This window comes from Stenotrophomonas muris, from assembly GCF_052751275.1.
The window spans coordinates 672425-685287 of sequence record NZ_CP199879.1; the positions used below are offsets into that span (position 1 = coordinate 672425).

Here is a 12863-nt window from a genome sequence, read left to right on the forward strand (position 1 = left end):
ATGGAAATCACTCTCTCCAAGAGTCTGTTGATCGCAGTGGTGCTCGCACCGCTGTTCGGCAGCATCATCGCCGGCCTGTTCGGTCGCCAGGTCAAGCGCTTCGGCGCGCAGACCATCACCATCCTCGGCGTCGCGGTGGCCTGCGGCCTGTCGATGTATACGCTCTACCAGCTGCTGTGGGGTGGGGCGCAGCCGTTCAACCAGAACATCTACACGTTCTTCGAAGTCGGCCAGTACTCGGCCCACGTCGGCTTCATGGTCGACAAGCTGACCGCGATGATGATGGTGGTGGTGACCTTTGTGTCGCTGCTGGTCCACATCTACACGATCGGCTACATGCAGGACGATCCGGGCTACCAGCGGTTCTTCAGCTACATCTCGCTGTTCACCTTCTCGATGCTCACCCTGGTGATGAGCAACAACTTCCTGCAGCTGTTCTTCGGCTGGGAAGCGGTGGGCCTGGTGTCGTACCTGCTGATCGGCTTCTGGTTCAAGCGCCCGACCGCGATCTTCGCCAACATGAAGGCGTTCCTGGTCAACCGCGTCGGTGACTTCGGCTTCCTGCTGGGCATCGCCGGCGTGCTGTGGGTGTTCGGCACCCTGGACTACTCGCAGGTGTTCTCGCAGGCCGGCATGCTGGCCGACCCGCGCGCCCAGCTGCAGATCTGGGACGGCACGCTGCTGGGCATGCAGCTGCTGAACGAGCCGGTGATCTGGTCGATCGCCACCGTCATCTGCATCTGCCTGTTCATCGGTGCCATGGGCAAGTCGGCCCAGGTCCCGCTGCACGTGTGGCTGCCGGACTCGATGGAAGGCCCGACCCCGATCTCGGCACTGATCCACGCCGCGACGATGGTGACCGCTGGTATCTTCATGGTCACCCGCATGTCGCCGCTGTTCGAGCTGTCGCAGACCGCGCTGAACTTCGTGCTGTTCATCGGCGCCACCACCGCGTTCTTCACTGGCCTGATCGGCATCGTGCAGAACGACATCAAGCGCGTGGTCGCGTACTCGACCCTGTCGCAGCTGGGCTACATGACGGTTGCACTGGGCGTGTCGGCCTATTCGGCTGCCGTGTTCCACCTGATGACCCACGCCTTCTTCAAGGCCCTGCTGTTCCTGGGCGCCGGCTCGGTCATCATCGCGATGCACCACGAGCAGGACATGCGCAAGATGGGCGGCCTGCGCAAGTACATGCCGATCACCTTCATCACCATGTGGATCGGTACCCTGGCGCTGGTCGGCACGCCGTTCTTCTCCGGCTTCTACTCGAAGGACACCATCATCGAGGCGGCCGAGCTGCACGCGCACCTGTCCAACAGCTGGGTGGCCACCTATGGCTACTGGGCGGTGCTGGGTGGCGTGATCGTCACCAGCTTCTACAGCTTCCGCCTGCTGTTCCTGACCTTCCACGGCAAGGAGCGTTTCCGCGACGCGCATGACGATCACGGCCATGGCCATGACGATCACCACGCCGCCGACGCCCACCACGGCGATGCACACCATGGTGATGGCCACGACGACCACGGCCATGGCCACGGTCCGCACGAGCCGCACGAAACCCCGTGGGTGGTGACCCTGCCGCTGATCCTGCTGGCCATCCCGTCGATCGCCATCGGTTTCTTCAGCATCGGCCCGATGCTGTACGGCACCGACTGGGCCGGCAACCACGCGCACGATGCCATCAAGGGCCAGGCGCACACGTTCTTCACCGGCATCGTCGACTTCTACGATCCGGCCAAGAACACCATCGGCTTCCTGGGTGAGGAGTTCCATGGCCCGGTCGCCTTCGCGCTGCATGGCATGATGGCTCCGGCGTTCATGCTGACCGTTGCGGGCTTCCTGCTGGCCGCACTGTTCTACCTGTGGAAGCCGGACCTGTCGGGCAAGGCCCGCAAGACCTTTGCTCCGCTGGTGTCGGTGCTTGAAAACAAGTACGGCTTCGACAAGCTGTGGATCGATGGCTTTGCCGGTGGCAGCGTCAAGCTGGGCAAGGTCTCGCGCTGGATCGACAGCAACATCGTCGACGGCGTGGTCAATCTCTCGGCACGTGTTGTGGACGTCGCAGCCGGCGTGCTGCGTCGTACCCAATCCGGTTTCCTCTATCACTACGCCTTCGCGATGATCATCGGCCTGATTGCCCTGCTGGGCGTGCTGATGCATTACCTGCGTTGATGACCTGTACGGAATAAGAAGACGTGTCGAACTGGCCTCTACTCAGTGTCCTCATCTGGCTGCCGATCATCGGTGGTGCCCTGATCCTTGCGATCCGTGATGCGCAGACCGCCCGCTGGGCGTCGCTGGGCGTAGCGGTGCTGACCTTCGTGGCGAGCCTCTCGCTGCTGAGCGGCTACAACGCAGGCGTCGATGGTCTGCAGTTCGTCGAGACCCATGCCTGGATCCCGGCGTACAAGATCGGCTACAACCTGGGCGTGGACGGCATTGCCGTGGCGCTGATCCTGCTGACCACCCTGGTCAGCGTGCTTGCCCTGATCGGCGCCTGGAGCGCCATCGACAAGCGCGTGAACCAGTACGTGGCGGCCTTCCTGATCCTGGAAGGTGTCACCGTCGGCATCTTCGCCGCGACGGACGCAATGCTGTTCTACGTGTTCTTCGAAGCGATGCTGATCCCGATGTTCCTGATCATCGGTGTCTGGGGCGGTCCGCGCCGCATCTACGCCGCGCTGAAGTTCTTCCTGTACACCTTCCTCGGCTCGGTGCTGATGCTGGTGGCGCTGATCTACCTGTACATGAAGGGCGGCAGCTTCCAGCTGGCCGACCTGTACGCGCTGCCGCTGTCGGCCAAGGAGCAGACCTGGATCTTCTTCGCCTTCCTGATCGCCTTCGCGGTCAAGGTGCCGATGTTCCCGGTCCACACCTGGCTGCCGGACGCCCACGTGGAAGCGCCGACCGCCGGTTCGGTGATCCTGGCCGCGATCGCCCTGAAGATCGGTGGCTACGGCTTCCTGCGCTTCAACCTGCCGATCGTCCCGGACGCGTCGCAGGAATGGGCCTGGCTGGTGATCGCGCTGTCGCTGATCGCGGTGATCTACGTCGGCCTGGTCGCCCTGGTGCAGGACGACATGAAGAAGCTGATCGCCTATTCGTCGATCGCGCACATGGGCTTTGTCACCCTGGGCACCTTCATCGCCCTGTGGCTGGTGCGCGAAGCCGGCAACGCCGACGCCGCGCGCCTGGGCCTGCAGGGCGCCATGGTGCAGATGATCTCGCACGGCTTCGTGTCCGGCGCGATGTTCTCCTGCGTCGGCGTGCTGTACGACCGCATGCACAGCCGCCGCATCGCCGATTACGGCGGCGTGGTCAACGTGATGCCGTGGTTCGCCACCTTCGCGATGCTGTTCTTCATGGCCAACGCGGGCCTGCCGGGTACCAGCGGTTTCGTTGGCGAGTTCATGGTCATCCTCTCGGCCTTCCAGCGTAATCCGTGGATCGCCCTGGGCGCGGCCACCACCCTGATCATCGGCGCCGCCTACACCCTGTGGCTGTACAAGCGCATCTTCTTCGGTGAAGTGGCCAACAGCCATGTTGCCGAACTGAAGGACATCAACGGCCGCGAATGGCTGGTGCTGGGCGTGTTCGCCATCGGCGTGCTGGCCCTGGGCATCTACCCCAAGCCGCTGACCGACCTGATGGAGCCCTCGATCGCGAAGCTGGCGATGCAGATCGCATCCAGCAAGCTGCTGTAATTCCAGGATTTGATGATGACCACCTCGCCGCTGCTGCCATTGACCGCCGCTGACCTGCCACCGCTCGCTCCCGAGCTGGTGCTGATCGGCAGCGCCTTCGCCCTGATGATCCTCGACCTGTTCGTCAGCAACCGGAACAAGATCGTCACCCACCTGTTCTCGCTCGCTGCGCTGGCCGTGGTGCTGTTCATGCTGGCCACCGGCGTGGGCGGGCAGGGCGAGGTCTTCCATGGCATGTTCGTGCGCGATACCGCCGCGGACGTGATGAAGACCGGGATCGTGCTGCTCAGCGGCCTGACCCTGGTCTACGGCTGGCGCTACCTGCGTGATCGCGACCTGTTCCAGGGCGAGATCCCGGTGCTGATCCTGTTCGGCACCGCCGGCATGATGATCCTGGTCTCGGCCGGCAGCCTGCTGATGGTCTACCTGGGCCTGGAACTGCTGGCGCTGTGCTCCTACGCCCTGGTCGCCAGCAACCGCGAAAGCGGCCTGGCGTCGGAGGCGGCGATGAAGTACATCGTGCTGGGTTCGCTGGCCTCGGGCCTGCTGCTCTACGGCATGTCGCTGATCTACGGCGCCACCGGCAGCCTGCACCTGGATGTGATCCGCGAGGCCATCCCGCACTCGGAAGAGCGCGTGCTGCTGATCACCGGTGCGGTGTTCATGATCGCCGGCGTCGCCTTCAAGCTGGGTGCCGCGCCGTTCCACATGTGGCTGCCGGACGTGTACCAGGGTGCCCCGGCACCGATCGCACTGTTCATCAGCTCGGCGCCGAAGCTGGCCGCGTTCGGCATGGCCTACCGCCTGCTGGAAATGGGCGTGGGTCCGCTGTCGACCGAACTGCAGCTGCTGATCGCCGGCCTGGCCGCGGTATCGCTGGTCATCGGCAACCTGATGGCCATCGCGCAGAGCAACCTCAAGCGCATGCTGGCGTTCTCCACCGTCTCGCACATCGGCTTCCTGCTGATGGGCATCGCCGGTGGCGGTTCGCAGGGCTACGCCGCCGCGCTGTTCTACGCACTGGCCTACGCGATCATGTCCACCGCCGCCTTCGGCGCGATCATCGCGCTGTCGCGTGCCGGCTTTGAAGCCGAGAACATCGAGGACTTCAAGGGCCTGAACGCCCGCAACCCGTGGATGGCCGGCCTGGTGCTGTGCATCATGGCGTCGCTGGCCGGCATCCCGCCGTTCCTGGGCTTCTGGACCAAGCTGGCGGTGCTGGGCGCGGCCGTCAACGGCGGCCTGCTGTGGCTGGCCATCCTCGGCGTGCTGTGCGCCGTGGTCGGCTGCTTCTACTACCTGCGCGTCATCAAGGTCATGTACTTCGATGAGCCGGTGGGCGAGGCCATGCCGCGCAGCAACGACCGCGTGCTGGGCGTGGTGCTGGGCGTGAATGCCCTGGCGCTGCTCGCGCTGGGCCTGGCCTGGAACCCGATCATGGTCTGGTGCCAGCAGGCATTTGCGCATCTTGCATGAAAGTTGACACAAAGCTGCGCGATTCGTGTAATATGCGCAGCCTGAGTTGTCACTGCAGCGGTTCAGCCAGAACATCGTTGCGGTAGTCCTCCTCGAAAGAGCAGGGCAGCAGTTCAAACACTTCCGGTGCGGGGTGGAGCAGTCTGGCAGCTCGTCGGGCTCATAACCCGAAGGTCGCAGGTTCAAATCCTGCCCCCGCTACCAACGTCGGATCGGCGCCAACCGGTTCGATGAATGAGGGAAAGCTTGCATTTTTCGCAGCAATGCCTCATGATTCCGCTTCTGATGCGGGGTGGAGCAGTCTGGCAGCTCGTCGGGCTCATAACCCGAAGGTCGCAGGTTCAAATCCTGCCCCCGCTACCAAGTAAAGAGATCGCCTTCGAAGTCCTGCTTCGAGGGCGTTTTTCTTTGGGGTCTGCGTTGTTTCTGCGTGATCGGGGTCAGATCCCTTATCCACGGGAAAAGGGATCTGACCCGGGTCCGCACCTTGCACCAGCGCGGTGCAGTCGCTATCATCAGCGGCCTAGCAGTACCCCTGAAGGCGGCCTCCCAGCGGGAGTCCGGACCCGGAAGGAGGGCCGCAACCGGCAGGCAATGCAGGTTGCAACCGGAATCCAGTCACCGGAGTCTTTCCGGAAAAGGGGCCCAACGGGCCCTTTGTCGTTTCCGGGGCGTCACGTTTCCACGCCGGCCAAGGCCGGCACCCAACCATAGAGATCAAGGCAGGCTGTGAGCGACAAGGCAACCGACATCGCGAATCTGCTCGCCCCGACCGTTGTGTCGCTGGGCCTGGAGCTGCTGGGCGTTGAGTATCTGCCGGCCCCCGGCGGTGCGACCCTGCGCCTTTACATCGACGTGCCGCTGGCTGAACAGCCCGAGCGCATCATCAATGTCGACGACTGCGAGCGGGTCAGCCGCGAAGTGTCGGCGCAGCTGGACGTCGAGGACCCGATCAGCGGCAATTACACGCTGGAAGTGTCCTCGCCGGGCGTCGACCGTCCGCTGTTCAGCCTGGAGCAGTTCGGCCGTCACCTCGGCGAATCGGCCAAGGTCACGCTGAAGCTGCCGCAGGACAACCGTCGTCGCCTGCAGGGTCGTATCGAGGCGACCGACGAGGCGGCGGGGACCATCACTTTCATCGTCGACAAGGCCGAAGTGGTCGTGTCGGCCGACAACATCGACAAGGCACGGATCATGCCCGACTGGGTGGCGCTGGGGCTGGCCCCGAGCAAGCCGACCGGTCCGGCACCGAAGCGTCCGAAGCCGAACACGAATTCTTCTTCCAACGAGCCGGCGGCAAAGAAGCCGCGCGCGGAGTGAGCCAATGAGCAAGGAACTGTTGCTGGTAGTCGACGCAGTCGCCAACGAGAAGGGCGTGCCGCGTGAAGTGATCTTCGATGCCATCGAGGCCGCCCTGGCCTCGGCAGCGAAGAAGCGCTATCCCGACGAGGAAGTACTGACCCGCGTGGTCATCGACCACAAGGACGGCAGCTACGAAACCTTCCGCCGCTGGGAAGTGGTGGCCGATGACGTGGTCATGGAATCGCCGGACCGCCAGATCCGCCTGATGGATGCCGTCGATGAAGCCGAAGGCGTCGAGGTCGGCGACTACATCGAAGAGCAGATCGAGAACCCGGATTTCGGCCGCATCGCTGCCCAGGCCGCCAAGCAGGTCATCGTCCAGCGCGTGCGCGAAGCCGAGCGCCAGCAGGTCGTGGATGCGTGGAAGGATCGCGTGGGTGAGCTGATCACCGGCGTGGTCAAGCGCGCCGAGCGCGGCAACATCTATGTCGACCTCGGCGGCAACGCCGAAGGCTTCATCCCGAAGGACAAGGGCATCCCGCGCGACGTGCTGCGCGCCGGTGACCGCGTGCGCGGCTACCTGGCCGAAGTGCGCTCGGAGCCGCGTGGCCCGCAGCTGTTCATCAGCCGTGCCGCCCCGGAATTCATGATCGAGCTGTTCAAGCTGGAAGTGCCGGAAGTCGGCCAGGGCCTGGTGGAAATCAAGGCCTGTGCACGTGACCCGGGCGACCGCGCCAAGATCGCCGTGCTGGCCCACGACCAGCGCACCGATCCGATCGGCGCCTGCATCGGCATGCGCGGTTCGCGCGTGCAGGCCGTGTCCAACGAGCTCAATGGCGAGCGCGTGGACATCGTGCTGTGGAACGACAACCCGGCCAACTTCGTCATCAACGCGATGGCGCCGGCCGAAGTGCAGTCGATCATCGTCGACGAAGACAAGCACTCGATGGACCTGGCCGTTGCCGAAGACCGCCTGGCCCAGGCGATCGGCAAGGGCGGCCAGAACGTGCGCCTGGCCAGCCGCCTGACCGGCTGGCAGCTCAACGTGATGACCCAGGACCAGGTCACCGCCAAGTCGGAAGCCGAGCAGGCTGCGGCCCGCCAGCTGTTCATGGACAAGCTGGAAGTGGACGAGGAAATCGCCGGCATCCTGGTCAGCGAAGGCTTCGGCACCGTCGAGGAAATCGCATATGTCCCGGTCGGCGAACTGCTGGCCGTGGAAGGTTTCGACGAGGACATCGTCGAAGAGCTGCGCGCTCGTGCCCGCGATGCGCTGCTCAATGAGGCCCTGGCAGTCGAGGAAGGCCTTGAAGACGGCCAGCCGGCGCAGGACCTGCTGTCCCTGAAGGGCATGGACGAAGCCACCGCATACGCGCTGGCCGGCCACGGCGTGCGTACCAGCGAGGATCTGTCCGACCTGGCCGCCGACGAGGTCATGGACTTCGGCATCGAAGGACTGGATCAGGCGCGCGCCGCCGCGCTGATCCTGGCCGCCCGAGCCGAGGAGATCGCCCGACTGGAACGCGGCGAATGAGCCGGCAATGAACAGGGCCCTGAGCCGCTCAGGGCGTAGAATCCGCGCCACCTCCACATGCGGGGGGGCGCCCACAAGATCATAGGATCCGAATGTCGCAGCAAACCACCATCCGCAAGCTTGCCGAACTGGTCAACACGCCGGTCGAAAAACTGCTGGAACAGCTGGCCGGTGCCGGCATGAAGTTCAGCGGTCCCGACCAGGTCGTGACCAGCTCCGAGAAGGTGAAGCTCCTGGGCTTCCTTCGTCGTTCGCACGGCAAGCCCGAGCAGGCCCCGGAAGAGACCGATCAGTCTGCGAAGAAGATCACGCTCAACCGCCGGAAGCAGCAGGAAGTGACGGTCAATTCCGGTCGCAGCAAGACGACCGTGAATGTCGAGGTGCGCCAGAAGCGTACCTACGTCAAGGATGGTGCTCGCGCCATGACCCCGGACGAAGAGCGCGCCGACATCCTGCGCAAGCTGGAAGAGTCGCGCGCCCGCAACCTTGCCGAACAGCAGGCCCTGGCCGAGAAGGATCGTCTGCGCGACGAAGCCATCGTCCGTGCCCGTGAGGAAGAGGCCGCCGCCAAGGAACGCGCCGAGGCCGAGAAGAAGGCTGCCGAGGAAGCTGCGGCTGCCGCCAAGGCGGCCGAGACGCTGGCTGCCAGCAAGCCCAAGCGTGCTCCGATCGACGAAACCGCGCCGCGCCCGCCGCGCACCCCGGCCGCAGCCCCGGCTGCGCCGCGTGGTGCACCGCCGCCGCCGCGCAACGACGATCGCAACAACCGCAGCGCGCCGCGCAACGAGCGTGGCCCGGGTGACCGTTTCGCCGGCCAGATGCACCTGTCGGCCGCCGACCGTGCGCGTCGTGGCAACAGCAACAACAGCAACACCCGGGGTCGTCCGGGCGGGCGCAACCAGGCCGGTGGCCGTCGCGACATGTCGCGCGGTGGCAACAATGCCGGCCCGCACGCCTTCGAGCGTCCGACCGCACCGGTGGTGCGTGAAGTGGCGATCGGCGACACCATCACCGTGGCCGACCTGGCGCAGAAGCTGGCGCTGAAGGGCGGCGAGGTGGTCAAGGCGCTGTTCAAGATGGGCGTGATGGCGACCATCACCCAGTCCATCGACCACGACACCGCCGCACTGGTGACCGAAGAACTCGGCCACAAGGCGATCCGTGCCAACGACAACGACGCCGAAGACGCACTGCTGGCCTCGACCGGTGAAAACCAGGGCGAAGCCACCCAGCGTCCGCCGGTGGTCACCATCATGGGCCACGTCGACCACGGCAAGACCTCGCTGCTGGATTACATCCGCCGCACCAAGGTCGCCACCGGCGAAGCGGGTGGCATCACCCAGCACATCGGCGCTTACCACGTCGATACGCCGAAGGGCGTGATCAGCTTCCTGGACACCCCGGGCCACGCCGCCTTCACCTCGATGCGTGCGCGCGGCGCCAAGCTGACCGACATCGTGGTGCTGGTCGTGGCCGCCGACGACGGCGTCATGCCGCAGACCAAGGAAGCGATCCAGCACGCCCGTTCGGCGGGTGTGCCGCTGATCGTGGCGATCAACAAGATCGACAAGTCCGACGCGGATCCGATGCGGGTCAAGAACGAACTGCTGTCCGAGCAGGTCGTGGCCGAAGACTTCGGTGGTGACACCCAGATGGTGGAGATCTCGGCCAAGACCGGCCTGGGCATCGACGACCTGCTGGACGCCATCTCGATCCAGGCCGAACTGCTGGAACTGAAGGCGGTCGATGAAGGCCGCGCCTCGGGCGTGGTGATCGAATCGTCGCTGGACAAGGGCCGCGGCCCGGTCGCGACGGTGCTGGTGCAGCAGGGCCGCCTGAAGAAGGGCGACTACCTGGTGTGCGGCATCCAGTACGGCCGCGTGCGTGCGCTGTTCGACGAAACCGGCAAGCAGCCGGAGTTCGCCGGCCCGTCCATCCCGGTGCAGGTCCTGGGCCTGTCCGGCGTGCCGGAAGCTGGTGACGACTTCGTGGTCGTCGAGGACGAGCGCCTGGCCAAGGACGTTGCCCAGCAGCGCGAGACCAAGCGCCGTGAATCGCGCCTGGTGGCCACCGCTGGCAGCCGCATGGAAGACATCATGGCGACCCTGGGCAAGGGCGAGGGCCAGCAGGTCCTCAACCTGGTCATCAAGGCCGACGTGCAGGGTTCGGTGCAGGCGCTGAGCCAGGCACTGGTCGCGCTGTCCAACGAAGACATCCGCATCAACGTGATCCACTCCGGCGTGGGTGGCATCACCGAGTCGGACGCCAACTCGGCCGCCGCTTCGAAGGCCACCGTCATCGGCTTCAACGTGCGTGCGGACGCTTCGGCCCGTCGCATCATCGAATCCAATGGTGTCGACCTGCGTTACTTCTCGATCATCTATGACGTGATCGACCAGGTGAAGCAGGTGGCCTCCGGTCTGCTGGGCGTGGAGATCCGCGAAGAGATCATCGGTATCGCCGAGGTCCGCGACGTCTTCCGCAGCTCGAAGCTGGGTGCCGTCGCCGGCTGCATGGTCATCGAGGGTGTGGTCAAGCGCAACAAGCCGATCCGCGTGCTGCGCGACAGCGTGGTGATCTTCGAGGGCGAGCTGGAATCGCTGCGTCGCTTCAAGGAGAACGTCGAGGAAGTCCGCAACGGTACCGAATGCGGTATCGCGGTGAAGGCCTACAACGACGTCAAGCCGGGTGACCAGATCGAGTGCTTCGAACGTATCGAAGTGCCGCGCACCCTGTAATGCTGCAAGGTGGCCCGGCCAACGGTCGGGCCCCACCATGTACCTGTAGCGCCCGACCGTTGGTCGGGCGACAATCGAATCAAAGGTAGTGCCCGACCGTTGGTCGGGCGACAACTGAACCAAGAGCTCCTCGTGCCCAAGACTTTCCATCGAACCGACCGTGTCTCCGCCCAGCTGCGCCGTGAACTCGGCACCCTGGTGCACAACGCCGTGCGCGAGCACGGGTTGCCCTCGGTGAGCGTGTCCGACGTGGAAATCACCCGCGACATGGCCCATGCCAAGGTGTTCGTCACCGCGCTGATGCCGGAACGTTCGGCTGAAGCCGTGGCCGGCCTGAAGGAACTGGGCTACCGCCTGCGCATGGACCTGGCCCGCGCGATGAAGCTGCGTCACGTGCCGGAGCTGCATTTCCACTACGATGACTCGGTCGACCGTGGTGAGCACATCGACAACATCCTGCGCGACCTGCCCGATACGCTGGCCGCCGAGAAGCGTCGCGAGAGCGACGAAGAATAACCGCGCGACGCCGGGCATGCCCGGCGTTGCTGCATTCCGGCTGCGCGATGTCTGATGCAGGCCGCGCTGCGGCAGCCGAGCATGGCCCGTCTCAACACTTTCCTGTCATGACCCGAATTCAGTTCCGTCGCCTGGATGGCATCCTGCTGCTCGACAAGTCGACCGGCATGAGCTCCAACGCCGCCCTGCAGGTGGCGCGCCGCCTGTTCCGCGCCGAGAAGGGCGGCCATACCGGCAGCCTCGACCCGCTGGCCACCGGCCTGCTGCCGCTGTGTTTCGGCGAGGCGACCAAGATCGCCGGCCTGCTGCTGGGTTCGGCCAAGGCGTACGACGCCGAGATCGTGCTCGGCCAGACCACCGATACCGACGATGCCGAAGGCCAGGTACTGCTGCAGCGCCCGGTGCCGGCGATCAGTACCGGGGCCCTGCAGGCTGCGCTGGCGCCGCTGACCGGCACCATCCGCCAGCGTGCCCCGATCTATTCGGCGCTGAAGCAGGGCGGTGAACCGCTGTATGTGAAGGCCCGCCGCGGTGACGTCATCGAAGCGCCCGAACGCGAGGTGCAGGTACACGCCATCGAGGTGCTGGAGCAGCAGCCGGAACGGCTGCGGCTGCGCGTGACCTGTGGTTCCGGCACCTATATCCGCAGTCTGGCCCGCGACCTCGGCGAACGCCTGGGCTGTGGCGCCCACATCAGCGCGCTGCGCCGGCTCTGGGTCGAGCCGTTCCGCGAGCCTGCCATGGTCACCCTGGACCAGCTGCGGGCGATGGTCGAGGCCGGTGACGAGGCTGGCATGGACGCGTTGCTGCTGCCGCTGGCGGCCGGCCTGGCTGAATACCCGAGGGTCGACCTGGACGCCGACCAGGCCCACCGGTTCTGCGTGGGCCAGCGCCAGCGCGACCTGTCCTGGCCGCGCGGCCTGGTGGCCGTGTTCGGTCCGGACGATGCTGTCCAGGGCCTGGGCCAGGTCGACGAGAGTGGCCTGCTGGCCCCGCAGCGCCGTTTCAACCTCTGACCGGGGCCTGCCGGTTCAGCCCCGGTCCTTGTCCCGGACGCCCCCGGCCGTTACAATTTCGCGGCCGTTTTCCGGCAACCTGCCTCGCGCAGGTTTCATCCTCGTAGTCCACGGCGAGCCTGGCGGTGCGCGAAGCGCGTTCCTGCCGGCCACGCATCACAGAGAAAAAAGAAATGTCGATCGACACCCAGAAGGTCATTGAAGACAACAAGCGCAGCGCGGCTGACACCGGCTCCCCGGAAGTCCAGGTTGCACTGCTGACCGCCCGCATCGAACTGCTGACCGGCCACTTCAAGACCCACAAGAAGGACCACCACAGCCGCCGCGGCCTGCTGCAGATGGTCAACCGCCGTCGCAGCCTGCTCGACTACCTGAAGAAGAAGGACGTCGAGCGCTACAAGGCCCTGATCGAGAAGCTTGGCCTGCGTCGCTAAGCAACGAATCCCCCGCGGCGCAGCGATGCGCCGCGGTTTTGTTTTGTAGTACCGCAATCCCCGATTCAGGCCGGAACGATCCGGCCACCCGCTGGCGGCAAGGGTCGCCGACGGTCCAAATTCGCAGACAGCATCCCCAA

9 protein-coding genes and 2 tRNA genes are annotated in these 12863 nt (G+C 65.2%); all 11 read left to right on the top strand.

The annotated features are described in order from the left end of the window. Complete coding sequence (nuoL, locus tag ACUVWL_RS02860; RefSeq protein WP_046431809.1) at positions 1-2175, top strand: NADH-quinone oxidoreductase subunit L; 2175 nt, start codon at positions 1-3, stop codon at positions 2173-2175. A 23-nt stretch (positions 2176-2198) separates the two neighbouring features. Next, positions 2199-3707 carry an NADH-quinone oxidoreductase subunit M gene (locus ACUVWL_RS02865; RefSeq protein WP_019660580.1) on the top strand — a complete coding sequence of 503 codons (1509 nt, stop codon included), beginning with the start codon at positions 2199-2201 and terminating at the stop codon, positions 3705-3707. Between the two features lie 15 nt (positions 3708-3722). Continuing rightward, positions 3723-5183, top strand: coding sequence for an NADH-quinone oxidoreductase subunit NuoN (gene nuoN / locus ACUVWL_RS02870; protein ID WP_032957446.1), 1461 nt, complete (start codon positions 3723-3725; stop codon positions 5181-5183). Positions 5184-5310: 127 nt separating this feature from the next. Further along, positions 5311-5387: transfer RNA gene (locus ACUVWL_RS02875), tRNA-Met, on the top strand. Positions 5388-5469: 82 nt separating this feature from the next. Next, positions 5470-5546 (top strand) — tRNA-Met (locus tag ACUVWL_RS02880). A gap of 366 nt (positions 5547-5912) precedes the next feature. Further along, the gene (rimP, locus tag ACUVWL_RS02885) at positions 5913-6503 is read left to right on the top strand and encodes a ribosome maturation factor RimP (RefSeq protein WP_014647860.1); all 591 of its coding nucleotides are present in this window, start codon (positions 5913-5915) and stop codon (positions 6501-6503) included. Between the two features lie 4 nt (positions 6504-6507). Next, positions 6508-8019, top strand: coding sequence for a transcription termination factor NusA (gene nusA, locus ACUVWL_RS02890; protein WP_014647859.1), 1512 nt, complete (start codon positions 6508-6510; stop codon positions 8017-8019). A gap of 92 nt (positions 8020-8111) precedes the next feature. Further along, a complete protein-coding gene (infB, locus tag ACUVWL_RS02895) occupies positions 8112-10757 on the top strand; it encodes a translation initiation factor IF-2 (protein ID WP_014647858.1) in 2646 nt (881 codons plus the stop codon). A gap of 132 nt (positions 10758-10889) precedes the next feature. Further along, positions 10890-11273: a 30S ribosome-binding factor RbfA gene (gene rbfA / locus ACUVWL_RS02900; protein WP_005410447.1), complete on the top strand. Its 384-nt coding sequence runs from the start codon at positions 10890-10892 to the stop codon at positions 11271-11273. Positions 11274-11380: 107 nt separating this feature from the next. Next, a complete protein-coding gene (gene truB, locus ACUVWL_RS02905; protein WP_445978801.1) occupies positions 11381-12289 on the top strand; it encodes a tRNA pseudouridine(55) synthase TruB in 909 nt (302 codons plus the stop codon). Between the two features lie 173 nt (positions 12290-12462). After that, on the top strand, positions 12463-12723 hold the full coding sequence (rpsO, locus tag ACUVWL_RS02910) for a 30S ribosomal protein S15 (protein WP_005417886.1): 261 nt from the start codon (positions 12463-12465) through the stop codon (positions 12721-12723). The last annotated feature ends 140 nt before the right edge of the window (positions 12724-12863 follow it).

Bases quoted from the DNA above. Each gene is read 5' to 3' on its own strand.
- nuoN (WP_032957446.1), top strand. From the start codon at position 3,723: ATGACCACCTCGCCGCTGCTGCCATTGACCGCCGCTGACCTGCCACCG.
- nuoL (WP_046431809.1), top strand. From the start codon at position 1: ATGGAAATCACTCTCTCCAAGAGTCTGTTGATCGCAGTGGTGCTCGCA.
- truB (WP_445978801.1), top strand. From the start codon at position 11,381: ATGACCCGAATTCAGTTCCGTCGCCTGGATGGCATCCTGCTGCTCGAC.
- infB (WP_014647858.1), top strand. From the start codon at position 8,112: ATGTCGCAGCAAACCACCATCCGCAAGCTTGCCGAACTGGTCAACACG.
- rpsO (WP_005417886.1), top strand. From the start codon at position 12,463: ATGTCGATCGACACCCAGAAGGTCATTGAAGACAACAAGCGCAGCGCG.
- nusA (WP_014647859.1), top strand. From the start codon at position 6,508: ATGAGCAAGGAACTGTTGCTGGTAGTCGACGCAGTCGCCAACGAGAAG.